The sequence below is a fragment of the Cupriavidus sp. 207A1 genome (assembly GCF_057798955.1).
This window is the reverse complement of record NZ_JBYOJO010000010.1, coordinates 251,118-276,756: the sequence shown is the minus strand read 5'-3', so window position 1 is coordinate 276,756 and position 25,639 is coordinate 251,118. Positions and strand designations below refer to the sequence as shown.

Here is a 25,639-nt window from a genome sequence, read left to right as displayed (position 1 = left end):
CGCTTCCATGCCGATCTCGGGGCGCCAGCCCAGCTCCTCGATGGTGTTGTCGATCTTCGGCACGCGGTGCTGCACGTCCTGGTAGCCCTTGCCGTAGAAGTCGCCCGACGAGGTCTCGACGATTTGGGTGAGGCGCGCCTGCTGCGCGTATTCCGGGTAGTCGGCGGCCATCTTCAGCATCATCTCGGCGAGCTCGCGCACCGAGTGGATATTGTCCGGGTTGCCGATGTTGTAGATCTTGCCGCTGGCCACGCCGCCGGGATTCTCGATGATGCGCATCAGCGCGCTGATGCCGTCGGCGATGTCGGCGAAGGCCCGTTGCTGCGCGCCGCCGTCGACCAGCCTGATCGGTTCGCCGCGCACGATATGGCCCAGGAACTGCGTCACCACGCGCGACGAGCCTTCCTTCGATTCGAAGATCGAGTCCAGCCCCGCGCCGATCCAGTTGAAGGGGCGGAACAGCGTGTAATTGAGCCCTTGCTCCATGCCATAGGCATGGATCACGCGGTCCATCAGCTGCTTGGAGCAGGCGTAGATCCAGCGCGGCTTGTTGATCGGGCCGTAGACCAGCGGCGAGGCGTCGGGGTCGAATTCCTCGTCGCCGCACATGCCGTAGACCTCGGAGGTCGACGGGAACACCAGGTGCTTGCGGTACTTGACCGCGGCGCGCACGATCGGCAGGTTGGCCTCGAAGTCCAGCTCGAACACGCGCAGCGGCTGGCGCACGTAGGTGGCCGGGGTGGCGATGGCGACCAGCGGCAGCACCACGTCGCACTTGCGGATGTTGTACTCGATCCACTCCTTGTTGATGGTGATGTCGCCCTCGAAGAAATGCATGCGCGGGTGGTCGACGAGGTCGCCCAGGCGGTCCGTGTTCATGTCCATGCCGTAGACCTCCCACGGCGTGGTTTCCAGGATGCGGCGCGTCAGGTGGTGGCCGATGAAGCCGTTGACGCCGAGAATCAGGACCTTTTTCATCGGTTTCCCTCGTCGGACTGTTCGGTATGGAGATGCAGGGCAAGCGCCTGCGGCGTGACGGCAGCGCCGTCCGGTGCCGCTAGCCGCGTGACGATGACCAGGCCGCCGTCGCCGCACACGCCGATGACCTGGCCGTCGCGCACCTGCAGGCCGGTTGGCGTGCCGGCGGGAGTCGACGGCACCGCACCCGGCAGCGGCCGGCGTGCCTGCGCCACGATGAAGCGCTGCCCGCCAACTTCCGTGAACGCGCCGGGGTAGGGCGGTGCGACCGCGCGGATCAGGTTGTAGACCTCGGCGGCGGGCCGGTTCCAGTCGATGCGGCCGTCCTCGGGCTTGCGCCCCGAGTAATAGCTGCCTTCGGCCAGCCGGTTCGGGCGGCGCGGCGTCTGTCCTGCCATCATCGCGGGCAGCGCGCGCCACAGCGTCTGCTCGGCCGCCACGGTGACCTTCGCGAACACTTCGCCGGCGGTATCGTCGGGCAGGATCGGCACGGCGGTCTGGTCGACGATATCGCCCGCGTCGGGCCTGGCTTCCATCACGTGCAGCGTGGCGCCGGTCTCGGTTTCGCCGTGCAGCACCGCCCAGTTGACCGGCACGCGGCCGCGGTACTTCGGCAGCAGCGAGCCGTGCATGTTGAACGCGCCCCCCGGTGCCAGCGCCAGCACGCCGGCGGGGATCATGGCGCGATAGTAGAACGAGAAGATGACATCCGGGCGCGCGTCGCGCACGGCCTGGGCGATGGCGGGATCGGTCGGGTCCTCGCCATAGAGGAACGGCATGCCCAACTCGGCGGCGGTGTCCGCCACGTGGCGGAACCAGATGTTCTCGTCGGGCCGGTCGCGGTGGGTGATCACCAGCGCCACCTCCACGCCGCGCGCATGCAGCACGCGCAGGCAGCGGTCGCCGACATTGTGGTAGGCAAAGACGACGGCGCGCATCACGGCTCCACGGTGCGGGCCGGGTCGGCCTCGAGAATGGCCTTGATGCGGTAGCGCGGGCGGTCGCGCACTTCCTGGTAGATGCGGCCGACGTATTCGCCCAGCAGGCCCACGCCGAACAGCAGGATGCCGATCAGGAAGAAGTTCATGGCGAACAGCGTGAACAGCCCCTGTACTTCGGAACCCAGCACGAAGCGCCGCACCAGCAGCACCACGAACAGCACCCCGGACAGCAGCGACAGCAAGGTGCCGATGGCCGAGAACCACTGCAGCGGCACGATCGAGAAACCGGTGACCAGGTCGAAATTCAGGCGGATCAGCTGGTACAGCGAGTATTTCGATTCACCCGCGTGGCGCTGCTCGTGTCCGACTTCGATCTCGACCGGGTTCGAGGCAAAGGTGTATGCCAGCGCCGGGATGAAGGTATTGACCTCGCGGCACGCATTGATGGTGTCGATCACGCTGCGGTCATAGGCGCGCAGCATGCAGCCCTGGTCCGTCATGCGGATCCTGGTGATGCGCTCGCGCAGCCGGTTCATCGCACGCGAGGCATAGCGGCGGAACGCGGTGTCGTTGCGCTGGCGGCGGATGGTGCCGACGTAGTCATGGCCGGCGCGCATGGTCTCGACCAGGCGCGGGATTTCCTCGGGGGGATTCTGCAGGTCGGCGTCGAGCGTGATCACGATCTTGCCGCGGGTGTGCTCGAAGCCCGCCAGGATCGCCATGTGCTGGCCGAAGTTGCCATTGAACAGCACCACCCGGGTCACGTCCGGGCGCTTGTGGAACTGCGCCGCCAGCAGCTGCGCCGAGCGGTCGACGCTGCCGTCGTTGATGAAGATGATCTCGTAGGATTCGCCGAGACCATCCAGCGCCGGATAGAGGCGATCGAACAGGGCTTGCAGCCCGTCTTCTTCGTTGTAGACCGGAATGACGACCGAGACCTGGACCGGGCTCATTGGGAAAGACGTTTGCATGTTTCGCTGAGGATTGCGCAGACCCGCTCCACGTCCGAGGCTTGCATCGCCGGGAACAGCGGCAGCGTGACGATGCCGCGCCCGATGCGCTCGGCGTGCGGCAGCATGCCTTCGCGCCAGCCGAGTGAGCGGTAGTAAGTGAAAAGATGGACCGGCGGGTAGTGCACGCCGGTGCCGATGCCGCGCTCGCGCATGGCTTCCATGAGCTTCTGCCGCGCCTGTGCCGGCCCGCCCCGCATGCGCTCGGTCGGCAGCACCACCTGGAACATGTGCCAGTTGGTGGTGGCCGCCTGCGGGTCCAGCGCCTGCGGCAGTTCGATGCCGAGGGCCTGCAGGCCGCTGTCGGCGGCGCAACGGAAATAGGTGTCGGCCAGTTCGGCGCGGCGAGCGGTGATGGCATCGAGCCGCTCCAGCTGGGCCAGGCCGACCGCGGCGTTGACATCGGTCAGGTTGAACTTGCCGCCCGGCTCTTCGACATCCATGCCGTCCAGGCCGGTGCGGATCACGCCCTGCAGCCGCAGGCGCTCGGCGCGCACGGCTTCCTCGGGCGTGTTCATCACCAGGCAGCCGCCTTCGATGGTGGTGATGTTCTTGTTGGCCTGGAAGCTGAAGCTGACCAGGTCGCCGAAGGCGCCGATGCGCTGGCCGCGCCAGCGCGAGTCGATCGCCTGGGCCGCGTCTTCGATCACGCGCAGCCCGTGCCTGGCGGCGATCGCGTACAGGCGCTCCATGTCGACCGGCAGGCCGGACAGGTAGACCGGCATGATGGCGCGCGTGCGCGGCGTGATGGCGGCCTCGACCGCATCGAGGTCCAGGTTGCGCGTGCGCGGGTCGATGTCGACGAACACCGGTTTCGCCCCCACGGCCACCACCACGTTGGCGGTGGCGACCCACGTGATCGGCGTGGTGATGACTTCATCGCCGGGGCCGATGGCGGCGATGCGCAGCGCGATTTCCATCGTTGCCGAGCCGTTGGCGAAGGTGCGCACCGGGCGCCCGCCGAACAGGTCGGACAGCGCGGCCTCGAAGGCCTGCATCTTCGGTCCGGAGGTGATCCAGCCCGAGGCCAGCACCTTGCCGACCTCGGCAATGGCGGCGGCGTCGATCTCGGGCCGCACAAACGGCAGGAAGGCGGGAGCGGAAGCGGTCATGGCAGGCGAAGGAGGCGGCGGCGGTCAGGCCAGGCGAAGGTGCGTACAGCCTTCAGGAGCGGGCGATCAGGAAGACGCCCGCCAGTATCAGCAGGATGCCGGCCACGCGCAAGGGGCCGATGATCTCGCCGAACAGCCACCAGGCCGCGAGCGCATTGACCACATAGCCCAGCGACAGCATCGGATAGGCGATCGACACATCGACGCGCGACAGGCCCACGATCCAGACGCCCACGCTGACCACGTACAGCGTGAGCCCGGCCAGCACCGGCCATTGCGTCAGCACGCGCACGGCCGTGACCAGCAGCGTGCCGCGATCCAGCGTGATGGCGCCGACGGCGTTGACGCCGGCCTTGAGCAGCAGCTGCGCCGCCGCATTCAGCAGCACGCCGGTCAGGATGAAAGCAAAGGTGGAAAGCGTCATGGCAAGGCGGTTGGCGGATTACGGTGCTTGCGTCTGTGCTGGCTGTCCGGGCAGGGCGAAATTGGCGACCGCCACGCGCCGGCGGTCGCCGGCGATCTTGTGCATCGGCACGCCGCGCGCGGCCAGCGCGGCGTTGGTCTGCGGCGCATTGATCGCCACCGCGCGCTGGCCGTCCTGCCAGCGCGCGAGGAACTGGTCGACGCTCGGGATCCACTTCTGCGGCTCTCGTCTGATGCCGAATTCGAGTTCGTCCGGATGCTCGACCAGGATCGTCGTGCGGCGCAGGTAAAACGGCAGCGTGTGGTCCAGCAGCCGCACGCTGTACAGCGGCATGTCCGGCGCCAGCACGGCATTGATCGCGGGCACCAGGTCAGCGCCGGAACTCGGCCGGCCCATCACTTCGTGGGCGCGCAGTCCGACCGTGGCGCAGACCAACATGGCCAGCGCATAGGCCACTACGCTGGGGAGCACGCCGCGGGTGCGCAGCAGCCGGCGAGCCAGCAGCGCGCCGCCCAGCATCACGGCAAAGGCGACTGCGAGCCATGCGGCAAACTCACGATACACCGCATTGGGCGTGCCCGGCTTTTCCATCATGCCGACGAACGGGATCGCGATCAGCCCGATCACGCCGAGCGCAACCATGGCATTGACCTGCCAGCGCCACGCGCGTTCCGTGGTGGTATCCAGCGCCACGCCGGCAAGCAGCGCCAGCGCCGGGAACACCGGCACGATATAGCCCGGCAGCTTGGAGCCGGACAGGCTGAAGAAAACGAAGATCGCCACCGCCCACAGCCCGGCCAGCAGCGCCGGCTGGAACGGGCGCGGCGCATTGCCGCGCGCCACCCCGGCGCGTTCGCGCACCGCCTGCCACATCTGCGGCACCAGGCCCAGCCAGGGGAGGAAGCCGCCCAGCAGCAGCGGCACGAAGAACCAGAGCGCGCCCTCGCGGTGGTGCACGTTGGAGGTGTAGCGCTGCCAGTGCTCGTGGATAAAGAAGAAGCGCAGGAACTCCGGGTTGCGTTCGGACACCAGCCAGAACCACGGCACCGTGACCGCCAGCAGCACCGCGATGCCGGCCAGCAGATGCAGGCGGCCCCACAGCTTCCAGTCGCGCGTCGCCAGCGTATAGACCACCAGCACCAGGCCGGGCAAGGCCAGGCCGACCAGGCCCTTGACCAGCACCGCCACCCCCATCGCCGCCCAGCACGCCAGCATCCAGTTGCGCCGCACGGCCGGCGTGGCCGCCGGATGCTGGGCCAGCAGCATGCAGGCGAGCACGCATGCCATGGCAGCGGACAGCGTCATGTCGAGCGAATTGAAGTGGCCGGCGACATTCCACATCGGCGTCGACACCAGCACCAGCCCGGTCAGCATCGCCACGCGGCAGCCGTACCAGCGGGCCGCGGCCAGCATCGACACGCCGATGCCGAGCATGCCGGACAACGCCACGCACAGGCGCGCCTGCCAGTCGCCGACGCCAAACAGGGTGTAGGCCAGCGCCGTCACCCACATGTGGAAGGGCGGTTTCTCGAAATACTTGAGTTCGTGGTAGCGGATCGTGACCCAGTCGCCGGTGGCGACCATCTCGCGGGCAATCTCGGCGTAGCGGCCTTCATCGGAGCGCAGCAGGTGGCGCATGTCCAGGGTACCGAACCAGACCAGCAGGATCAGCAGGCCAACCAGCATGACGGTACTTGCGGTGGCTCCGATGGACGGCGCGGCGACAAACCGCGAGGTCGATGAACTACGCATGGATCTCCTGGAAAAGCGCGGCGAACCAGGTCTCAGGCGTCGCGTGGCGATGAGGAAGCCATCACAACGCAGAGCCGGGCCTGGCGGTGGACACCGGACCGGAATGTCCGCGCGAGCGCACTGCAGGCGCGCCGTGACCGCGAGGCGCCCGGAACGCCACAACCGCTGGAATACGCGAGGCGCGCAATGGTAGCACGGCGGCCAAGTCACTCCGGACGGATGCCGGAAGTGGCGGCGGCGCCCGTTGTTTGTGAAATGAGATGTATAAAGCATATGTGGCCGACCGAACCGGTGAAGGAGCCCCGGCATCGTCGTCGGCATGGCTGTTAGACCGACGACGGCGTGAAATGACCAGTTACATGCGCAACAAAAACGCCATAATTCCGAGGTGATGCAGTCAGATATCAGCGGGACGGGCGCCGATTCCGGGCGCGGGACAATCCAGACGGGGATCGACGTGAAGACAGGGGTTCAGCAAATCCGGCAGGCCGGCCTGTTGGCGTGCGCGGCGGCGTTCGTGGCGTTGTTTGGGACGCTCTCCGCCCAACCCGCCGGCGCCCAGGGCATGGCGGTGCTGCCCGGCACCGGCGGCATCGCCCAGGCAGCGGCAAGCCAGGCGCAGGCCGCCGCCGCGGCGGTGCTGTGCAACGCGCCGTGGTTCCGCTCCGGCTCTCATGTGCAGATGGAAGGCGACGGCGTGATGCCGATGTCGATCCGCATGACCCTGCGCGATGTAAAGCGCAGCCCGACCGGGTGCCGCGCCCAGCTCGAGGTCAATTCCAAGTCGGCGCTGTCGGCGCTGATGGGGCCGCCGGTGATCACCAACCAGGTCCATGAGGTGGTGATCGAGCGCAGTGCGCCCGAGGCGCAAACCAGCATCGAAAGCCAGCATGCCATCATCAACGCGCGCGCCCGCTATGCCCGCATGTATGGCGAGGCGGCGTTCCGCGGCAAGGGGGTGTTCAACTACGCCGGCCTGGACCTGCGCGAAGGCACCACGCTGGAGGGCGAAGTATTTAGTTCCAGCGTCTCGCTGAAGGTCTATCCGCTGGGCTCCGATGAAGCGGTCAGCACCATGGACGCGCAGCGGGCCACCATCCATATCGGTTCGCGCCACGTGGGCAGGCTGCAGATGCTCGACACCCTGATGGGCCGCAAGGAATGCCAGCCGATTTCCTACGACAAGCGCACCTCGCTGGGGCCGCTGATGATCGGTGGCGAACTGGTGCAGGTCGAGCCCACCGTGATGCACGTCACCGACTGGTACTGCCCGGCCGAGGCTTTCGTGCTGCGCACCGAGGTGCGCCAGGACGACAAGGTGCAGCGCGTCGATGTCACCGCGCTGGAGCGCGACACGCAGGCGCCTTAGCAGATGCCGTGGCCGGCGCCATGGCCACCTAGCCCGCGAGGGCACAAAAAAACCCGCCGCGGCGGGTTTTCTTGTATCCGGGGCAGCCGTGGTTCAGCTGGCAGCCGGAGCGGGGGTGGCTTTCTTCTTGCTGCTCTTGTTGTTCTTTTTCTTGGTGCCTTGCTTGGCCGGCTTCTTGTCGGCGGCGGACGGGTCGGTCAGGTCGGTGCGGGTGCTCTTGTTCGCGCCCTGGCTGTACGGATCGAACTTGTCGCCGGCCTTGGCGCCCTGGCTGTACGGGTCGAACTTCTCGCCCGACTTGGCACCCTGGGAATACGGATCGAACTGCTGCTTGCCGCCGGTTTGTGCCTGCACGGCCAGCGAAGCGGCGCCAAGGCAGAGTGCGATCGCGGTCGCGACGAACTTGTTCATGGATTCTCCTGAGATATGCCGCCGTCGGGCGGTCGTGTCTTTGGCCTGCCCTGCACAGGGATGGCTCGGGCCAGTGTCGCCAACATCCTTCACGACTGTCAACTTGGGGCTTGCCCGGCGCGACAACCTCATGGAAACCCTGAATTGCGGCGCCAGCGCGATTGCGCATGGCGCCGCCGGCGCGCCTTATTCGGTGACCGCGTCGGACGGATGCTTCCAGGCCGCGCGCACCTCGCCCGAAGGCGCCAGCGCCAGGTTGATGCCGCGGCTGCCGATGGGCTGCTGGAACCAGCGCTGCTGCAGCGTCTTGACTTCGGGGCCGGCGAAGGTGGTGGCCAGGGTCTGGTCGACCAGTCGCTTCCATTCCGGATCGGCCTTGGACAGCATCAGCGCGTTCTGCTCGACCGACAGCGCCGGGCCGACGATGACGTATTGCGAAGGATCCTTGGCGCGCGCGCGCAGTCCGGCCAGCAGCACATCGTCCATCACGAAGGCCTGGGCCCGGCCCGATTCCAGCAGCAGGAACGATTCGCCGTGGTCCTTGGCGTAGACGTCGTGATAGCCGTACTGGCCCTTGAAGCGGCGCACGTGGCGGTCGCCGGTCGAGCCCGCGCTGGTGACCACGGTCTTGCCGCGCAGGTCGCCGAACGAGCGGATGCCCGAGTCGGCGCGGACCAGCATGCGCACCGTCGACACATAGTGCGAGACGCTGAACGCAACCTGCTTCTGGCGCTCGAGCGAGTTGGTGTTGGGGGCGCAATCCAGGTCGACCAGCCCGTTCACCACCGCCGGAATGCGGTTCTGCGGCGTCAGCGGCATCCAGCGCACCTTCAGGTCCTTCAGGCCCAGCTTCTGGCGCGCCGCCTCGGCCGCGCGCAGGCACAGGTCGACGGCATAGCCGGCCGGCTGGCCCTTGTCGTCGGCAAACGAGAACGGCAGCGCCGATTCGCGGTAGCCCAGCACGATGGTGCCGGCGTCGCGGATCTTGTCGAGCACCGGGCTTTGGGCGTGCGCCGCGGCCGGGGCCAGCATGGCGGCGGCGCCGGCGGCGAGCAGGATTGCCGCGAGCGGGCGGAGGGCGCGGGGAAGGCGGGCGGCCAGGGCAGGCAAGGCGAAGGCGGTCATGCGGGGAAACTGAGAAGCAGCCGGCAATCCGGCGAAGACGTTAGGGTATACCCCGGTCCGCCCAAGGCGAAGGACATTGTCGTCATAAGCAAATTCCCAGGCACGGCTGCGGTTTCCCGCCTTGGTTGCACGCGTGAAACGCCAAACGGATGAGGCGTTCCCGGGCATTGGAAGCGCCGGTAGCGCCATTCGGACGATGGGCGCCGGTGTCCGGCTCACCTACGCTTGCGAAAAACGACATGGCAACGGGACAGGGGGGCACGATGGCAGCAAGCAATCGCGGGCGCACGTCGATGGCGGCAGGTGCCATCGCCCGGCTGCAGCCCGGTCCACTGTCGCGCTGACACCGGGGCCTGTGCCATGCACGCAGCGGCCACGCCGGCGCGCGAGATCCGGGATGATGCCGCGGGTCGGTCCCGCGACGCGCGTCCCGACGATGCGCTGCTGGACTGCGTGCTCTGGCTGGCCCGGCACTTCCACCAGCCGGCCTCGGCGCAAGCCGTGGTGGCCGGGCTGCCACTGGAGGACCATCGCCTGACCCCCGCGTTGTGCGCGCGTGCCGCCGCGCGAGCCGGCCTTTGCGCGCGGCTGGTACGGCGCAAGCCCGACGAGATTCCTGACCGCGTCCTGCCGGCGATCCTGCTGCTGGACCAGGGCGGGGCCTGCATCCTGGTGCGCCGCGAAGAGGCGGGCATGCTGGTGGTGGTGCTGCCCGAGTTCGGTGACGGCGAACAGGCCGTGCGTGGCGAAGAACTGCTGGCGCGCTACACCGGCTACGCCATCTTTGCGCGGCCCGCGTACCGGTCGGAGGGCGCCCGGGCAGGTATCGATGCCGCGCCCGCTCACGCGCCTGATCACGCGCCTGATCGCGCACCGCAGGCATGGTTCTGGGGCGTGATGCGGCAGGCCTGGCCGGTCTATGGCGAGGTGTTGGTGGCTTCCTGGCTGCTGAGCCTGTTTGCGCTGGTGATGCCGCTGTTCACCATGAACGTTTATGACCGCGTGGTGCCGAACCATGCGCTCGTGACCCTGTGGGCGCTTGCGGTGGGCGTCGGCCTGGTGCTGCTGTTCGAACTCGCCATGCGCATGCTGCGCGGCTACTTTGTCGACGTGGCCGGCAAGCGCATCGACGTGACGGTATCCGCCACGCTGTTCGAGAAAGTGCTGGGCATCGAGATGAAGTCACGGCCCGCCTCGGTCGGCAGCCTCAGCAGCCAGTTGCAGGAATTCGAATCGGTGCGCGATTTCCTGACCTCCGCCACCATCACCACGCTGATCGACCTGCCGTTTGCCGCGGTTTTCATCGCCGCGATGTTCTGGGTGGGCGGCCCGCTCGCATGGGTGCCGCTGCTGACGGTGCCCCTGGTGCTGGGCCTCAGCCTGGCGCTGCAGGGGCCGCTGTCGCGCGCGGTGCGCGCCAGCAGTGCCTGCGCGGCACAGCGGCAGGCGGCGCTGGTGGAGACACTGGTGGGGCTGGAGACCATCAAGACCACCGGAGCGGAAGGTGTCGCGCAGCGACAGTGGGAGCAGGTGGTCGGGCAGATGGCAAGGCTGGCGCTGCGCGCGCGCTGGTTGTCGGCGTGCGTCATCAACGCTGCGCTGTTCGCGCAGCAGGCCGCCACGCTCGGGGTGGTCGTCATTGGCGTCTACCAGATCGCCGACGACCGCCTCACCATGGGCGGGCTGATCGCCTGCACCCTCCTGGCGGGGCGTGCGCTGGCGCCGCTGTCGCAGATGGCCGGGCTGACCACGCGCTATCACCAGGCGCGCACCGCGCTGGCCGCCCTCGACCGGACCATGGCGTTGCCGGTCGAGCGCCCGCCCGGCAGGCATTTCCTGCACCGCCCGCCCTTGCGCGGCGAGATCGAATTCCGCGCGGTCAGCTTCCGCTATCCCGGCCGCGACGGTGCCGCGCTCGACGGTGTGTCATTCCGCATTGCCAGCGGCGAGCGGGTCGGGCTGATCGGCCGCATCGGCTCGGGCAAGACCACCATCGAAAAGCTGATCCTGGGCCTGTATCCGCCCGATGCCGGCGCGGTGCTGATCGACGGCGCCGAGGTGCGCCAGCTCGACCCGGCGGCGCTGCGGCGCGATATCGGTTATGTGCCGCAGGACGTGATGCTGTTCAGCGGCACGGTGCGCGACAACATCGTGATCGGCGCGCCCTACGCCGACGATGCCGCCGTGCTGCGCGCCGCGCGCCTGGGCGGCGTCAGCGATTTCATCGAGCGCCTGCCACAGGGCTATGACCTGCGCCTGGGCGAGCGCGGCGAGGGGCTTTCTGGCGGACAGCGGCAGGCCATCGCCATCGCGCGCGCGGAGCTGTTGCAGCCGCCGGTGCTGCTGTTCGACGAACCCAGCAGTGCCATGGACAACCGCACCGAAGAGCAGTTCAAGGCGCGGCTCGCGGCAGCGCTAGGCGAGCGCACGCTGTTGCTGGTGACCCATCGCGGCTCGCTGCTGAGCCTGGTCGATCGCCTGATCGTGATGGACCAGGGCCGCATCGTCGCGGACGGGCCCAAGGCCGAGGTGCTGAACGCGCTCGCGGGGAGAAAGCTCCATGTCGCCTCGGCCTGAGCCCCGCACCCTTGCGCGCCGCGTGGCCGCCGCGCTGCGGCCGCACGCCGACGACTCCGCATTCATGGATCCTCGCGACGAAGCGGCGCTGGCGCGGCCACGCTGGTTCGCGCACTGGATCCTGTGGTGCGCCGCGGTCTTCGTCATCGTGGCGCTGAGCTGGGCGGCGCTGGCGCGGGTCGATGAGGTGGCAGTGGGCGAGGGCAAGGTGATTCCGTCTAGCCAGGTGCAGGTGGTGCAGAACCTGGAAGGCGGGATCGTGGCGCAGATCCTGGTCCGGCCCGGACAGGTGGTCGACAAGGGCCAGCCGCTGATGCGGATCGACGATACGCGCTTCACCGCCTCGTACCAGGAAGGCCGTACCAAGGACGATGCGCTGGTGGCGCGCATCGCGCGCCTGAGTGCCGAGGCCGCTGGCACCGATTTCGGCGCCGGTGCGGGCGGCGGCGACGGCGATGCGCGCCGTTTCGTGGCCGAGGAACGCGCGCTGTTCGACTCGCGCAAGCATGCGCTGGAAGCGAACCTGGCCGTGCTGCGCCAGCAGTCGGAGCAGCGCCGGCAGGAGCTGGCTGAAAAGCGCTCGCGCGAGCAGCAACTGCGGCAGAGCCATCGCCTGGTGGCGCAGGAGTTGGCGATGATGCGGCCGATGGTGGCGCAGGGCGTGGTCTCCGATGTCGACGTGCTGCGGCTGGAGCGGCAGACCAATGACCTCAAAGGGGAGCTCGACGCGTCGCGGCTGGCGATGCCGCGCCTCGAAGCGGCCTATCGCGAGAGCCAGCAGAAGCTCGACGAAGCGAGTGCGCATTTCCGCGCCGAGGCCATGCGCGAACTCAACCAGGCCAAGGCCGAGCAGGCAGCGCTGAGCGCGACCAACACGGCCTTGCAGGACCGGGTCGATCGCACCCTGGTGCGCTCGCCGCTGGCCGGGATTGTCAAGCAGCTCAAGGTCAACACCGTGGGTGGCGTGGTCCAGCCCGGCATGGACCTGGTGGAAATCGTGCCGCTCGAAGACACCTTGCTGGTCGAGGCGCGCGTGCGTCCGGCCGACATCGCCTTCCTGCGGCCGGGCCAGCCCGCCGTGGTCAAGCTGTCGGCCTACGACTTCTCCATCTATGGTGGCTTTGCCGGCACCGTCGAACATATCAGCGCCGATACGCTCACGCCAGAACGGCCCGGCGAGCGTCCCGAGAGCTATTACCTGGTGCGCGTGCGCACCCGCGACAACCGGCCGGCGGGAAGTGCGGTGCAGGTGCCGATCCTGCCCGGCATGGTCGCCACGGTGGATGTACTGACGGGCCAGAAGACGGTGCTCCATTACCTGCTCAAGCCCATCATCAAGACCCGGGACATGGCGTTCCGTGAAAGATAGGGCCCGCGCTCGCACGCGAGCCTTTTGCAACCATAACAAGCAAGGCATGGCCACCAGGCCTGCATTGAGGACGGAGAGAGAACGACCATGGCAACCGTGACTGGCACCAACGGCAGCGACAGCCTCACCGGCACCGCAAGCAGCGACACCATTCTGAGCGGCAACGGCAACGACTATGTCAGCGCCGGCGATGGCAGCGACTATGTCGACGCCGGCAATGGCGACGACATTGTCGAGGGTGGCGATGGCAACGACACGCTGCTGGGGGCCAACGGCAAGGATCGCGTGTTCGGCGGGCGCGGCAACGACAGCCTGTCCGGCGGCAACGGCACCGACGCGGTCTATGGCGGCAGCGGCGACGACGTGATTGGCAGCGCCGACGGCGCGTCGACGCTCTACAGCGGCGACAACGGCGGCGATACGCTGTATGGCGACGGCTACGACAGCCATGCCGACTATCTGCTCGGGCGCGGACATGAGTCGGCCCAGCCCGGCAATGACCGCATCCAGGGCGGCAACGGCGACGACCTGATCTTTGGCGACAATGGCGACGGCGCGGTCGTCGGCGGCGACGACATCATCGCCGGTGGCAATGGCAGGGACAGCGTCTACGGCGAAGGCGGCAACGACACCATCGCCGGCGGGGGCGGCGGCGACGCGCTGAGGGGCGGCAGCGGCCGCGACACCTTCGTCTACAACGCTGTCGCCGATTCCACCGCGGCCGCCATGGACGTCATCGCCGACTTCCAGCGCGTCACGGATCGCCTGGACTTGCGCCCGGTGCTGGGCGACACCGGCTTCCAGTGGGGCGGCCTGACGCCGACGGCCCATGGTGCCTGGTACCAGCAATCGGGCGGCAACACCTATGTCTACGTCGATATCGATGGCAATCCCGCCACGGCCGAAATGGTGATTCGCCTTGACGGCCTGCACGACCTGACCAAATCCGATTTTGCCGGCTACGACAACCATGCCCCGACCGCCGCGGCCGATGCCAACGCCATCGGCGAAGATAACCATCCGAACCCGGTTACCGGCAACGTGCTGGCCAATGACAGCGACGTCGACGCCGGCAATGTGCTGGCCGTAGCCAGTCCCGGCACCTATGTCGGCCAGTACGGCACGCTGCAGATCAACGCCGACGGCAGCTACAGCTACATCCTGGACAACGGCAATCCGCTGGTCCAGTCGCTGCGCCTTGGCGACCATGTCGATGAGTCGTTCGGCTACAGCGTAACGGATGGCCAGGCCTCGGCGGCGTCGACGCTGAGCATCCGGATCACCGGCACCAACGATGCGGCGGCCATCACCGCATCGGCGAGCGAAGACACGGCCGTGACGGAAGCCGGTGGCGTGGCGAACGCCACGGCGGGGGATGCCTCGGCCAGCGGCACGCTGACCGTGGCCGATGTCGACAACGGCGAGGCTCACTTCGCGGCCGTTCCGTCGGACAGCCTGGTCGGGCAATACGGCACATTCACGTTCAACACCACCACCGGCGCCTGGACTTACACGCTGGATAACAGCAAGGCCGATGCGCTGATCGCCGGGCAGCAGGTCAGCGATGCGCTCACGGTGTGGTCGGCCGACCAGACCGCGCAGCAGACCATCACGGTCAATATCACCGGCACCAACGATACGGCGACCATCACCGCATCGGCGAGCGAAGACACGGCCGTGACGGAAGCCGGTGGCGTGGCGAACGCCACGGCGGGCGATGCCTCGGCCAGCGGCACGCTGACCGTGGCCGATGTCGACAGCGGCGAGGCTCACTTCGCGGCCGTGCCGCCGGACAGCCTGGTCGGGCAATACGGCACGTTCACGTTCAACAGCACCACGGGCGCCTGGACTTACACGCTGGATAACAGCAAGGCCGATGCGCTGATCGCCGGGCAGCAGGTGAGCGATGCGCTCACGGTGTCATCGGCCGACCAGACCGCGAACCAGACCATCACGGTCAATATCACCGGCACCAACGATGCGGCGGCCATCACCGCATCGGCGAGCGAAGACACGGCCGTGACGGAAGCCGGCGGCGTGGCGAACGCCACGGCAGGCGATGCCTCGGCCAGCGGCACGCTGACCGTGGCCGATGTCGACAGCGGCGAGGCTCACTTCTCGGCCGTTCCGCCGGACAGCCTGGTCGGGCAATACGGCACATTCACGTTCAACACCACCACCGGCGCCTGGACTTACACGCTGGATAACAGCAAGGCCGATGCGCTGATCGCCGGGCAGCAGGTGAGCGATGCGCTCACGGTGTCATCGGCCGACCAGAGCGCGCAGCAGACCATCACGGTCAATATCGTGGGCGCCAACGATGCCGTCATCAACAGCGTTCCGGGGGCGCAGTCGGTCAGTGAAGACGCGCCGCTGCTATTCAGCACCGCCACCGGCAATGCGCTCGGCTTCTTCGATGCGGACGGCAGCAGCCACACGGTGACGCTGACGGCGAGCCGGGGCACGATTACGCTGAACGGCACGGCGGGATTGCAGTTTCTTGCCGGCGATGGCAGCGCCGACGGCACCATGACCTTCACTGGCAGTGACGCGGCCATTCGCGCCGCGCTGGATGGCCTGCAGTTTGCCGGCGACAAGGACTATGCCGGCGCCGCGTCGCTGCAGGTGCAGACCAGCGACGGGGCCACGGCCGACATCGATACCGTGGCGATCGCGATCCAGCCGGTCAACGATGCGCCGGTGGCAGCCGCGGACGTGGTCTATGTCTCGAACAACACCGGCAGCATCCTGATACCGGTCAGTGCGCTGCTCGCCAATGACGGCGATGTCGATGGCCGGGCACTGTCGATCACCGGCCTGAGCGGCGCCACGGGCGCGGTCAGCAACCTGGGGTTCGCGCCCGGCACCAATAACAGCTACATCATGTTCGACTCCGACAACTCGGCCGCGGGCAGCTTCAGCTATACCGTTTCCGATGGCGCGGGCGGCAGCAGCACGGCGACGGTGTCGGTCAAGGTCTCGTCGACGAACGGCGCAGCCACGGTGACGCTGGCAAGCCAGACCTACCAGGCTTCCTACCTCGACGGTGGCAGCAACACCGATGCGCTGACCGGAGCCGCGGCCAGCGACGTCTTCATCGGCGGCTTGGCGAGTGACACATTGCGCGGCGGCGCGGGCGATGACGTGCTGCGAGGCGGCGCCGGGGACGATACGCTCGATGGCGGCGCCGGCATCGACATGCTGGACCTGTCCGATGCCGGCAGCGGGCTGGCCTTCACGTTGGTCCAGAGCACCAGCGCGACGTCGGTCAATCTTGGCAGCGTCAACCTTGGGAACGATACCTACAGCAACATGGAGGGCGTGATCGGGTCGCGGTTCAACGATACGCTGACCGGCAGCGGCGCCAATGACATCCTGCGCGGCGGCGCGGGCAACGACACCCTCGATGGCGGCGCGGGCATCGACCTGCTGGATTTCTCCGATGCTACCGGCGCGATCGATTTCACCCTGGTCCAGAGCAGCAGCGCGACCTCGGTCAATCTTGGCAGCGTCAATCTGGGCACCGACAGCTACAAGGGCATGGAAGGCGTGATTGGATCGGCCTTCAACGACAGCATCACGGGCTCGGCCGGCAACGATGTGCTGCGGGGTGGCGCCGGCGATGACCATTTGGCCGGCGGCGCGGGCAATGACCTGCTGGTCGGCGGTGCCGGGAGCGACACGCTCGCGGGCGGCGCAGGCAGCGATACCTTCCGCTTCCTGCGCGCCGAGGCCGCTTCGGTCGATACGATCACTGACTTCGACCTCGCGCCGGCGTCGGCAGGGGGTGATGTGCTGGACCTGTCGGAGCTGCTGTCGGGCGTCAGCGTGACCGGCGCCAATGTGGCGCAATTCGTGCGTCTGGCCGAAGTCGATGGCAATACCGTGGTCAGCCTGGACCGGGACGGCGGCGGCAGCGCCGCCGCGTTCCAGGATGTCGCCGTGCTGCAGGGGGTGGTGGGACTGGACCTGAATACGCTGCTGAGCAACGGCAACATCCATACGGCCTGAGCCAGCCACCGGCAGGAGGCGGGGCAGGGGGGAGAGGGCAAGAGAGACGGCAACACGCGGCAACGCAGGACGGCGGCAACGCTGCCGGCAGTATCAAAACCATAATAAGCGGGTAGGGCGCCGCGTTCGGACGCGTGCAGCGCACGAGCGCGGTGTACCCGGCAGGGGGAAGCATGACGACGACATGGTGCCGGCTGGCACCCGTGCTGCCATGGCTGGCGCTGGGGCTGGCGCTGGCGCTGGCGCTGCCGCGGCACGCGGGCGGCCAGGCGCTGCCCCAGGCGGTCGACCTGGCCGTGCACAGCAATCCCGAAGTGCTGGCCGCGGGCAGCCGCCGCCTGGCTGCCGACGAGGGGCTGAAGCAGGCGCGTGCCGGCTACCTGCCGCGGATCGATATCGGCGGCGCCACCGGCCGCGTGCGGCTGGACAGCCAAAGCAGCCGCGTGGCTGGAATGTCGGACGCCTCGTATGGCCGCCATGCCGCCGACGTCACCATCACGCAGATGCTGTTCGACGGTTTCGGCGTGAGCAGCGATGTCGAGCGCCAGGGCGCCCGGATCGACGGCGCGGCCTACCGGGTCGGCGCCAGCGCGGAAGACATCGCGCTGCGCACCGTCGGGGTCTATGTCGAGGTGCTGCGCCGGCAGGAGACGGTGGCGATCGGCATCGCCAACCTCGAGGCGCACCAGCATATCCATGACCAGATCAGGCTTGGCGCCGATAACGGCGTGCTGCGCCGGGCCGACCTCTACCAGGCCGAAAGCCGGCTGGCGCTGGCCAAGGCCAGCCTGCGGGCGGAACAAGGCGCGCTGCAGGATGCCGAGGCGGCGTTCGTGCGCGTGGTCGGGACGACACCGCAGCGCTTGTCCCGGCCGGAATCGCTGGCCGCCGTCCTGCCCGCAACCGAGCGCGAGGCGCAGCAAGTAGCCGGTGCCAGCCACCCTGCACTGGGCGCGGGCCAGGCCGATATCGCCGAAGCCGAGGCCGCACGCGCGCTGGCGCGCTCGGCCTTGTGGCCAAGGCTGGAGCTCGAGGTGGGCGGGGCACGCGACCGCGACCGTGTGCTGGGCACCACCGACGAGCGCCGGGTGATGCTGCGTGTGCGCTATAACGTGTTCCGCGGCAATGCCGACAAGGCGCGCATCAGCGAGGCTGGCTTTCAGATCCAGGAAGCCGAGCAGAACCTGGAACGGCTGCGGCGGCAGGTGCAGGAAAACGTGTCGCTGGCTTATAACGCCAACCGTACCGCGCAGGACCGCCTGGTCAGTCTGCAGCAATATGTGCAGGCAAGCGATGCCACGCGGCTCAGCTACGGCAGGCAATTCCGCATCGGGCAGCGCAGCCTGCTGGACCTGCTCAATGCGGAGAACGAGTACTTCAGCGCCCGCACCGCCTTTGTGACGGGCCAGTACACCGAACTCGCCAGCCAGTACCGCATCCTGGCGGGCATGGGGCTGCTGCTGGCGACACTCAATGTCGCGCCCCCCGGCGAGGCGCTGGCACAGGGCGGGACACGCACGGGGCAGCGCTAGCATGCGGGGCTCGCATGCCGCTGCCAGATGGCTGGCCGACGCATTGCTCATGGCAGCGTGCGCCGCCGCTCAGCACAATGAAAAGGCCCTAACCGGAGCCTTTCATGTCACGCACTTTTTCCCTGGAATCGGAATGCCTTGGCCTGCGGCTGCGCGCCGGCACGGAACTGGTCTGCCGCGGCGGCAACCTGTGGCTGACCTTCGAGGTGCCGGGGCGGCCGTCGCCCGATGTGTTGCTGGCGCCGGGCGAGCGCCATCGGCTGCAAGCGGACGCCGAGGTCTTTGTAGCGGCGCTGCACGGTGCGGGCCCGGCGCTGTGCCGGATCGAAGCGCCACCGCGCCGGGCCGGCCCGCTGCGGTTCAGCTGGCTGCGGCGCGCGCGGGCGACTTGACCGTGTGCGCGGCTTCCTGGCAGATCCACTGCGCCACGCGCCTGACGTCGGCGCGCGGCTGCGCGGCGGCCTGGATCAGCCAGTAGGCGTTAGGGCTTGGCGGCGCTTGCCGCGCGGTCGGCACCAGCGCCAGCTGGCCGCCGTCGACCAGCGGCCGCACCAGTTCGAGCCGGCCCAGCGCGACGCCTTGCCCCGCCAGCGCCGCGTGGATGACCTGGTCATACTGGTTGAAGCGCAGCATGCCGCGCTGGCTGGCCTGGCGCAGGTCGCGCGCGGCCAGCCAACTGCGCCATTGCAGCCACGGGCGCGGATCGTCGAATTCCAGCAGCGGCAGCTGCAGCAGCGCATCGCTGTGCGGCCCGAGCGCGGCCAGCAGCGACGAATGCGCGATCGGGGCGATGTGCTCGCCGAACAGGCGCACGGCATCGGGCGGCGCCGCGGCGTCGCGGCAATAGCGCACCGCAAGGTCGATGCCCTCTTCGCGCAGGTCGCTGATACGGTTGCTGGCCGACAGGCGCACATCCAGGTGCGGGTGGGCCTTCTGCAGGCTGCCCAGCCGTGGCAGCAGCCACAGGCCGGTCACGCCGATGCTGGCGGTGACGGTGACCGGCTGCCGGCCCTCGCTGCGGCGCACCTCGGCCACCACGTCCTGCAGCTGCTGCAGCGCGCTGTCGGCACTGCGAAACAGGCGCTCGCCCTCGGCGGTGAAGGCGACGCCGCGATGCTTGCGCACGAACAGCTGCACCTTCAGCTGCGCCTCCAGCGCATGGATCTGGCGGCTTACCGCCGACTGGGTCAGGCACAGGTCATCCGCCGCCTGCGTAATGCTCATGCGTCGGCCGACGGCGACGAAGCCCTTGAGCAGATCGAGCGAGAACAGGCGAACCAGCGGGATGGACATGCAGTGAACTCCGGGCAGACGCGCGATTCTGCATTACAGCACGATCCGGGATGCTCCTGCCATGCGAGGTGCGCATGGCAGGACGACCTAAAGATCGGTTGAAGGAAGATCTGGCGCCGCGTGCAATAGAGCCATTGCGCCTGCGGGCACCATTGATCGAAAAGAGGCTGTCATGACCATCCACCCGCCACGCTCGTCCGCTTCCATCCACTCGGCCGGGCTTGCCACGCCCTGGTGGCGGCAACTGTGGGTGCTGGTGCTGGCCGGTGGCGTGCTGATGGGGGTGGCGCTGGGCGTGCGCCATGTGCAAGGACTGTTCATGCTGCCCATCATTGCCGAGCGCGGCTGGACCCGCGAGACCTTCGCGTTCGCCATGGCGGTGCAGAACCTGGCCTGGGGGCTGGCGCAGCCCTTCACCGGCATGCTGGCCGACCGCTACGGCTCGTGGAAGGTGATGGCGGGCGGGCTGGCGCTGTATGCCGTGGGGCTCTATGGGATGACGCAGGCGCATACGTCGACGGCGCTGGTGTGGTCGGCGGGCCTTTGCCTCGGCGTGGCCTTGTCCGGCAGCACCTTCGGCGTGGTCTACGGCGCGCTCAGCCGGATGACGGGGGCCAACCAGCGCAGCCGCGCGCTTGGACTGGCCGGCGCCGTCGGCGGCGTCGCCCAGTTTGCGCTGGTGCCGGGCGTACAGACGCTGCTGGCGCGGACAGGATGGGCGGGTACGCTGCTGCTGCTTGCCGTGGCACTGGCCGTGCTGTTGCCTCTGGCCCTTCCGTTCCAGGACCGCGGCGCGGCGGCGCCGGACCACCGCGCGGCGGACGGGGCCGGGGGCCAGCCGCTGAGCGCCGCCGTGCGCGAGGCCTTCGGCCATTCGGGCTTCTGGCTGCTCAACCTGGGCTTTCTTGCGTGCGGCTTCCAGCTTGCCTTCATCGCCAGCCACCTGCCGGCCTATCTGCTGGACCGCGGCATGCGCCCGGCCGACGGCATGGCGGCACTCGCCATCATCGCGCTGGCCAACGTGGCCGGTGTCTATGTGTGCGGGCTGCTGGGCGGGCGTCACAGCAAGAAGTACCTGCTCGCCGGCATCTACCTCGCGCGCACCGCGGCGATGGCAATGTTCCTGCTGCTGCCGCTGAGCCCGGCGACGCTGTACGCCTTCAGTGCGGCGATGGGGTTGCTGTGGCTGGGCACGGTGCCGTTGACCAACGGCATCCTGGCCCAGGTGTTCGGCGTGCGCTATCTCGCCACGCTGTTCGGCTTCGTGTTCCTGGGCCATCAGCTCGGCTCGTTCATGGGCGTGTGGCTCGGCGGGCTGGTGTTCGAGCTGACCCGCTCGTACGACGCGGTCTGGTACGGCGCCATGGCGCTGGGTATCGTCGCCGCGGCGCTGCATTCGCCGATCGACGACCGCCAGATCGCCCGCACCGGTCTGGCGCCGGCACGGCCATGAGGCGGCCCGGCGCAACCGCGCTCGCCGCCTGGCTGTCGGTACTCGGTGGCGCGGTCGTATGCGCCGTGGCGCTGGCGGAGTGGCTCGATCCGGCCCATGCCCAGGCGTGGATCGCGCTGCTGGCGTTGTGCCAATAACCCCGACCACCGCCGCTACCACGGCGCGGCGGAGGTCGAACTCGCAACAAGCAGGGCCACTGTGTAACCAACCCGCACAATGTATGTATTGCGCCACATTGAGGAGTGGCGCAGCGGGTAGAATCGCGCCTTCCGTGCCCTTTGCATCCTCCCTATAACAATGAGCTCCCGCCCGTCGCGCCTGCCGTGCATCGACGCCCTCAAAGCCGTCAGTTCGCAACTGATCGTCCTGCACCACCTCGCCTTCTATGGACCGATGTCCGACGCCGCCTACCAACTGGCGCCGGGGCTGGTGGACTGGCTCCATGACTACGCCCGCATCGCGGTACAGGTGTTCCTGGTGATCAGCGGCTTCCTGGCGGCGCGCAGCCTGGCGCCCGACGGACGGCTGGAGATCCGCCAGCACCCGCTGTCGCTGCTGTGGCGCCGTTACCAGAAACTGGTGGTGCCGTTTGCCGCGGCGATCCTGCTCAGCATTGCCGGCGCCGCCGCGGCGCGGCACTGGATGACGCATGACTCGATCCCGGCGTCGCCCACGCTGGGGCAGTTGCTCGCGCACCTGACGCTGCTCCATGACATCGTCGACGTCGACGCCTTGTCGGCCGGGGTCTGGTACGTGGCCATCGACCTGCAATTGTTCGCGCTGCTGCTGGGCACGCTGTGGGCCGCGCGGGCGGTGTCGCGCGGCAGGGCGGCGGCGGGCGTGGCGGTCAGCATCGGCCTGGTCGCGCTTGCGGCCGTGGCATCGCTGTTCTGGTTCAACCGCGATGCCGCTTGGGATATCTGGGCCGTGTATTTCTTCGGTGCCTATGGCATGGGCACGCTGGCCTACTGGGCGTCCGCCCCCGGCCGGCCGCTGCTGCCGCTGGCGCTGCTCGGCGCGGTGGCGCTGGGCGCGCTGCTGCTGGACTTCCGGCTGCGCATTGCCGTGGCGCTGGCCACCGCGCTGCTGCTGGCGCTGGCGCGCCGCGGCGAATGGCTGGAACGCTGGCCGCGCGCGCGCGTGGTGGGCTACTTCGGGCGCATTTCCTATTCCGTGTTCCTGGTTCATTTCCCGGTGTGCCTGGTGGTCAATGCGCTGGTGTCGCATCTGGCACCGGGGCAGCCGGTGCTGAACGCTCTGGGCATGGCGGCGGCCTGGGCCCTGAGCAATGTGGCGGGGGCCTTGTTCTACCGCTTCGTCGAAAGCGCGCAGCCGCTCGCGGCACTGCGGGCGTTGCTGGGCGGCCGCGGTGACGCGGCAGGCGATTCGGGCCCGGGCTCGGCGAGCCGCCCGACCATGTAACCCTTGCAACCATAGCCGCGTGCCGTACGTGTAGCGCGCTTGCGTTACGTGGACGCCCGCGGCATCGGGGCGGTGCATGCAAGCGGCCGGCGTGGTGCCGTCGGCACGCCGGGCGTGCATGGCCCTGCCGCGGACTTGCGTTGGACGCCACACACAGTGGCGCAACGCTGGCGTAAACGGGCATTGGGTGATGGCACAAAGGTTGCCTAGTATGGAATCGTAAACCTGACCGATTGGTCAGGATTCCATCGGGAACCGAGGGTGTCATGTCCGACCATATCGTCCTGACTTCGCACGCGCGCCGCGACAAGCCGGCGGAGCCGATCCACTGGGGCGCCGCCACGGCGGCGGAGCGCGGACCGGTGATTGCCAGCCTGGGCAATCCGGCGCAGCGCAATGTGATCGGCACCCACGCCGGCGCCTACGCCATCTACCGTGCGCTGGCGGTCGCCTCCGGCACACTGCAGCGCGACCACCGTCCCGACCTGACCGATACCGCGCCCGCCGAGGCCATCGGCCCGCATCCGCAGTGGGGCGACCCGGACAAGATCGTCTCGCTCGACCCGTGGGGGCACCTGGTCTCCACCGTCTTCGCCGACCGCATCGCCGCCGGCGTCGATATCCGCCCGACCATCGCGGTGACGCGCGCGCACATCAACATGCCGGAACTGGTTTCGGCCATCGCCGCGGGCCGGCTAAAGCCAGACGGCGACCTGTTGCATGCCAATGGCGACGTGCGCGTGACCAAGGCGGCGGTCGATCCAGTGTGGTACTTGCCCGGCATGGCGGCCCGCTTCGGCATCAAGGAAAGCGTGCTGCGCCGCAGCCTGTTCGAGCAGACCGGCGGCATGTTCCCGGAACTGGTGACGCGGCCGGACCTGAAGGTTTTCTTGCCGCCGATCGGCGGCATGACGCTGTATTTCTTCGGCGATGTCAGCCAGCTGGGCAAGCCCGAGACCCGCGTCGCCTGCCGCGTGCACGATGAATGCAACGGATCGGATGTGTTCGGGTCAGACATCTGTACCTGCCGGCCGTACCTGGCACACGGCATCGAGGTGTGCATCGAGATGGCGCAGCAGGGCGGTGTCGGGCTGGTGGTCTACAACCGCAAGGAGGGCCGCGCGCTGGGCGAGGTGACCAAGTTCCTGGTCTACAACGCCCGCAAGCGCCAGGTTGGCGGCGACCGCGCCGAGACTTATTTTGCCCGTACCGAATGCGTGGCGGGCGTGCAGGACATGCGTTTCCAGGAGCTGATGCCGGATGTGTTCCATTGGCTGGGAATCCGCCGCATCGACCGCTGGGCGTCGATGAGCAACATGAAGCATGGCGCGCTGGTGGCGCAGGGCATCGAGGTGGTCGAGCAGGTGGCGATCCCCGAGGCGCTGATCCCCGCCGACGCCCGTGTCGAGATCGACGCCAAGGTGGCCGCCGGCTACTTCACGCACTACACGCCGCCGGATGCGAACGAACTGGCCCTGGCAAAGGGCAGGGGGTTGAACGAATGACGAGGTATCCCGAGGACAGTGCCAACGAGCGCCCTGGCAACGGCTGGCTGAGCCCGGTGCCCGAAGGGCATCCCGCGGCGGCGCTGCTGTGCGCCGAGGCGGTGCGCACCCATTGCGCGGCGATCACCGAACACGTGGCCAGCGGCGCGTCCGAGCTCTTCACCTGGCACCCGGACCGCGTGCATGCGATTGCCGATTACGTCGCCAGCACCATCCGGCAGCGCTATCCGGACCTGCAGGTGCCGTATCACAGCCGCTGGCGCCATTTCGAAAGCGGCGCGGGCGACCAGCGCACGGACCGCTGGCAGGTGCTGTGCGAGCGCGCCGCGCTGAGCGGGCCCGAACACCGCGAGGAGCGCGCCCGCATCGGCATCGATCTGGTGATCCCCAGCGTGCTGCTGGATGCGGGCGCCGGCCCGGAATGGCGCTACCGCGATCCGGCCAGCGACCTGGTGCTGACGCGGTCGGAAGGACTGGGCGCGGCCAGCTTCGACCTGTTCGCGCGCGGCGGCTTTTCCGCGGCGCCGGGCGATCCGCTGCGCGCCGATGCCGAGCGCCTGCAGCGCATCGATGCCGACAGCATTGCCCATGCCTTCCAGGTCGCGCAGCACAACCCGCTGGTGGGCCTGGAAGGCCGCGCCGGGCTGCTGCGCCGGCTGGGCGAGGTGATGGACGCGACTCCGGCGCTGTTCGGCCGGCCGGCGCGGCTGGGCAACCTCTATGACTACCTGAAGGCGCACGCCGTCGGCGGCCAGCTCGATGCCGGCTTCCTGCTGCGCACCTTGCTGGTGGGCCTCGGGCCGGTGTGGCCGGGGCGCATCGTGGTCGAGGGCGTGTCGCTGGGCGACTGCTGGCGCCATCCGGCGGCCCCGGGCGGGCTGGTGCCGTTCCACAAGCTGACCCAGTGGCTGACCTATTCGCTGCTGGAGCCGCTCGAGGACGCCGGCCTGACCGTGTCCGGCCTCGACGCGCTGACCGGCCTGCCCGAGTACCGCAACGGCGGGCTGCTGTACGACTTCGAGCTGATGGTGCCGCGCGATCCCGGCTTTGCCGCCGAACCGCATGCGGTCGACGAGCCCGTCATCGTCGAATGGCGCGCGCTGACCGTCAGCGGCCTGGACCTGGTGGCCGATTGCGTGCGCCAGGCGCTGGGGCTGGAGGAAGCGCAGTTTCCGCTGGCGCGCGTGCTGGAAGGCGGCACCTGGGCGGCGGGGCGGCGCATCGCCGCCAAGCGCCGGCCCGGCGGCGCGCCGCCGTTTGCCATCACCAGCGACGGCACGGTGTTCTGAACGCGCCGCCCGCGCCGCGGGCGGCGTTGCAAGCAGGGAAGGCTTGTGCAACGTGGCTTCAGGAGC

The 25,639-nt window shown here is 68.6% G+C and carries 20 protein-coding genes; 11 read left to right on the top strand and 9 right to left on the bottom strand.

All coding sequences use genetic code 11. From position 1 onward, the window contains the following. The 6 genes from AC3FMM_RS19930 to AC3FMM_RS19905 all read right to left on the bottom strand — a co-directional run. A partial coding sequence (locus tag AC3FMM_RS19930) for a bifunctional UDP-4-keto-pentose/UDP-xylose synthase (protein ID WP_488687344.1) occupies positions 1–978 on the bottom strand: 978 nt, incomplete at its 3' end. Next, positions 975–1,916: a formyltransferase gene (locus AC3FMM_RS19925; protein WP_488687343.1), complete on the bottom strand. Its 942-nt coding sequence runs from the start codon at positions 1,914–1,916 to the stop codon at positions 975–977. The genes AC3FMM_RS19930 and AC3FMM_RS19925, both read right to left, overlap by 4 nt. Next, positions 1,916–2,872, bottom strand: a complete 957-nt coding sequence (locus AC3FMM_RS19920) for a glycosyltransferase (RefSeq protein ID WP_373429559.1) — start codon at positions 2,870–2,872, stop codon at positions 1,916–1,918. Before AC3FMM_RS19920 ends, AC3FMM_RS19925 begins: the two co-directional genes overlap by 1 nt. Then, complete coding sequence (locus AC3FMM_RS19915; protein WP_488687342.1) at positions 2,869–4,041, bottom strand: DegT/DnrJ/EryC1/StrS family aminotransferase; 1,173 nt, start codon at positions 4,039–4,041, stop codon at positions 2,869–2,871. The genes AC3FMM_RS19920 and AC3FMM_RS19915 overlap by 4 nt, the downstream gene beginning before the upstream one ends. Before the next feature lie 52 nt (positions 4,042–4,093). Beyond that, entirely contained in the window at positions 4,094–4,465 is a 372-nt protein-coding gene (locus tag AC3FMM_RS19910) for a DMT family transporter (RefSeq protein WP_115713074.1), read from the bottom strand. A gap of 18 nt (positions 4,466–4,483) precedes the next feature. Continuing rightward, the gene (locus AC3FMM_RS19905; protein WP_488687341.1) at positions 4,484–6,217 is read right to left on the bottom strand and encodes a glycosyltransferase family 39 protein; all 1,734 of its coding nucleotides are present in this window, start codon (positions 6,215–6,217) and stop codon (positions 4,484–4,486) included. Positions 6,218–6,674: 457 nt separating this feature from the next. Between AC3FMM_RS19905 and AC3FMM_RS19900 the strand changes: the two genes are divergently transcribed. After that, positions 6,675–7,586, top strand: coding sequence for a hypothetical protein (locus tag AC3FMM_RS19900; RefSeq protein ID WP_116314804.1), 912 nt, complete (start codon positions 6,675–6,677; stop codon positions 7,584–7,586). 93 nt (positions 7,587–7,679) lie between these two features. Here AC3FMM_RS19900 and AC3FMM_RS19895 read toward each other — a convergent pair whose 3' ends face one another. After that, positions 7,680–7,997: an amino acid ABC transporter permease gene (locus tag AC3FMM_RS19895; protein WP_115682652.1), complete on the bottom strand. Its 318-nt coding sequence runs from the start codon at positions 7,995–7,997 to the stop codon at positions 7,680–7,682. A 186-nt stretch (positions 7,998–8,183) separates the two neighbouring features. Then, the gene (locus AC3FMM_RS19890) at positions 8,184–9,122 is read right to left on the bottom strand and encodes an amino acid ABC transporter substrate-binding protein (protein WP_115713076.1); all 939 of its coding nucleotides are present in this window, start codon (positions 9,120–9,122) and stop codon (positions 8,184–8,186) included. A 360-nt stretch (positions 9,123–9,482) separates the two neighbouring features. On the opposite strand from AC3FMM_RS19890, the gene AC3FMM_RS19885 reads away from it, so the two are divergent. The 5 genes from AC3FMM_RS19885 (at position 9,483) to AC3FMM_RS19865 (ending at position 19,003) form a co-directional block, all read left to right on the top strand. Beyond that, positions 9,483–11,699 (top strand): type I secretion system permease/ATPase, encoded by a 2,217-nt coding sequence (locus tag AC3FMM_RS19885; protein ID WP_488687340.1) that lies wholly within the window; start codon positions 9,483–9,485, stop codon positions 11,697–11,699. Further along, positions 11,683–13,068: an HlyD family type I secretion periplasmic adaptor subunit gene (locus AC3FMM_RS19880; protein ID WP_488687339.1), complete on the top strand. Its 1,386-nt coding sequence runs from the start codon at positions 11,683–11,685 to the stop codon at positions 13,066–13,068. The genes AC3FMM_RS19885 and AC3FMM_RS19880 overlap by 17 nt, the downstream gene beginning before the upstream one ends. 87 nt (positions 13,069–13,155) lie before the next feature. Continuing rightward, on the top strand, positions 13,156–17,079 hold the full coding sequence (locus AC3FMM_RS19875; protein ID WP_488687338.1) for a beta strand repeat-containing protein: 3,924 nt from the start codon (positions 13,156–13,158) through the stop codon (positions 17,077–17,079). Positions 17,080–17,252: 173 nt separating this feature from the next. Further along, on the top strand, positions 17,253–18,611 hold the full coding sequence (locus tag AC3FMM_RS19870; protein WP_488687337.1) for a TolC family outer membrane protein: 1,359 nt from the start codon (positions 17,253–17,255) through the stop codon (positions 18,609–18,611). Between the two features lie 104 nt (positions 18,612–18,715). Continuing rightward, positions 18,716–19,003 carry a DUF2917 domain-containing protein gene (locus AC3FMM_RS19865; protein WP_115713081.1) on the top strand — a complete coding sequence of 96 codons (288 nt, stop codon included), beginning with the start codon at positions 18,716–18,718 and terminating at the stop codon, positions 19,001–19,003. On the opposite strand, the gene AC3FMM_RS19860 is transcribed toward AC3FMM_RS19865, so the two are convergent. After that, a complete protein-coding gene (locus tag AC3FMM_RS19860; protein ID WP_488687336.1) occupies positions 18,972–19,904 on the bottom strand; it encodes a LysR substrate-binding domain-containing protein in 933 nt (310 codons plus the stop codon). The two genes, AC3FMM_RS19865 and AC3FMM_RS19860, sit on opposite strands and share 32 nt — an antisense overlap. A 172-nt stretch (positions 19,905–20,076) precedes the next feature. Here AC3FMM_RS19860 and AC3FMM_RS19855 point away from each other — a divergent pair, with 172 nt between their 5' ends. The 5 genes from AC3FMM_RS19855 to AC3FMM_RS19835 all read left to right on the top strand — a co-directional run bounded on the left by AC3FMM_RS19855 (position 20,077) and on the right by AC3FMM_RS19835 (position 25,573). Next, positions 20,077–21,357, top strand: coding sequence for an MFS transporter (locus AC3FMM_RS19855; RefSeq protein WP_473704104.1), 1,281 nt, complete (start codon positions 20,077–20,079; stop codon positions 21,355–21,357). Next, entirely contained in the window at positions 21,354–21,494 is a 141-nt protein-coding gene (locus AC3FMM_RS19850; protein ID WP_326347537.1) for a hypothetical protein, read from the top strand. The genes AC3FMM_RS19855 and AC3FMM_RS19850 overlap by 4 nt, the downstream gene beginning before the upstream one ends. A gap of 160 nt (positions 21,495–21,654) precedes the next feature. Next, positions 21,655–22,779, top strand: coding sequence for an acyltransferase family protein (locus tag AC3FMM_RS19845; protein ID WP_488687335.1), 1,125 nt, complete (start codon positions 21,655–21,657; stop codon positions 22,777–22,779). A 266-nt stretch (positions 22,780–23,045) separates the two neighbouring features. Continuing rightward, positions 23,046–24,284 (top strand): GTP cyclohydrolase II, encoded by a 1,239-nt coding sequence (locus AC3FMM_RS19840; protein WP_115682646.1) that lies wholly within the window; start codon positions 23,046–23,048, stop codon positions 24,282–24,284. Then, positions 24,281–25,573 (top strand): URC4/urg3 family protein, encoded by a 1,293-nt coding sequence (locus tag AC3FMM_RS19835; RefSeq protein ID WP_488687334.1) that lies wholly within the window; start codon positions 24,281–24,283, stop codon positions 25,571–25,573. The genes AC3FMM_RS19840 and AC3FMM_RS19835 overlap by 4 nt, the downstream gene beginning before the upstream one ends. Positions 25,574–25,639 lie beyond the last annotated feature (66 nt).

Bases quoted from the DNA above. Each gene is read 5' to 3' on its own strand.
- AC3FMM_RS19925 (WP_488687343.1), bottom strand. From the start codon at position 1,916: ATGCGCGCCGTCGTCTTTGCCTACCACAATGTCGGCGACCGCTGCCTG.
- AC3FMM_RS19920 (WP_373429559.1), bottom strand. From the start codon at position 2,872: ATGAGCCCGGTCCAGGTCTCGGTCGTCATTCCGGTCTACAACGAAGAA.
- AC3FMM_RS19915 (WP_488687342.1), bottom strand. From the start codon at position 4,041: ATGACCGCTTCCGCTCCCGCCTTCCTGCCGTTTGTGCGGCCCGAGATC.
- AC3FMM_RS19910 (WP_115713074.1), bottom strand. From the start codon at position 4,465: ATGACGCTTTCCACCTTTGCTTTCATCCTGACCGGCGTGCTGCTGAAT.
- AC3FMM_RS19905 (WP_488687341.1), bottom strand. From the start codon at position 6,217: ATGCGTAGTTCATCGACCTCGCGGTTTGTCGCCGCGCCGTCCATCGGA.
- AC3FMM_RS19895 (WP_115682652.1), bottom strand. From the start codon at position 7,997: ATGAACAAGTTCGTCGCGACCGCGATCGCACTCTGCCTTGGCGCCGCT.
- AC3FMM_RS19890 (WP_115713076.1), bottom strand. From the start codon at position 9,122: ATGACCGCCTTCGCCTTGCCTGCCCTGGCCGCCCGCCTTCCCCGCGCC.
- AC3FMM_RS19885 (WP_488687340.1), top strand. From the start codon at position 9,483: ATGCACGCAGCGGCCACGCCGGCGCGCGAGATCCGGGATGATGCCGCG.
- AC3FMM_RS19880 (WP_488687339.1), top strand. From the start codon at position 11,683: ATGTCGCCTCGGCCTGAGCCCCGCACCCTTGCGCGCCGCGTGGCCGCC.
- AC3FMM_RS19875 (WP_488687338.1), top strand. From the start codon at position 13,156: ATGGCAACCGTGACTGGCACCAACGGCAGCGACAGCCTCACCGGCACC.
- AC3FMM_RS19870 (WP_488687337.1), top strand. From the start codon at position 17,253: ATGACGACGACATGGTGCCGGCTGGCACCCGTGCTGCCATGGCTGGCG.
- AC3FMM_RS19865 (WP_115713081.1), top strand. From the start codon at position 18,716: ATGTCACGCACTTTTTCCCTGGAATCGGAATGCCTTGGCCTGCGGCTG.
- AC3FMM_RS19860 (WP_488687336.1), bottom strand. From the start codon at position 19,904: ATGTCCATCCCGCTGGTTCGCCTGTTCTCGCTCGATCTGCTCAAGGGC.
- AC3FMM_RS19855 (WP_473704104.1), top strand. From the start codon at position 20,077: ATGACCATCCACCCGCCACGCTCGTCCGCTTCCATCCACTCGGCCGGG.
- AC3FMM_RS19850 (WP_326347537.1), top strand. From the start codon at position 21,354: ATGAGGCGGCCCGGCGCAACCGCGCTCGCCGCCTGGCTGTCGGTACTC.
- AC3FMM_RS19845 (WP_488687335.1), top strand. From the start codon at position 21,655: ATGAGCTCCCGCCCGTCGCGCCTGCCGTGCATCGACGCCCTCAAAGCC.
- AC3FMM_RS19840 (WP_115682646.1), top strand. From the start codon at position 23,046: ATGTCCGACCATATCGTCCTGACTTCGCACGCGCGCCGCGACAAGCCG.
- AC3FMM_RS19835 (WP_488687334.1), top strand. From the start codon at position 24,281: ATGACGAGGTATCCCGAGGACAGTGCCAACGAGCGCCCTGGCAACGGC.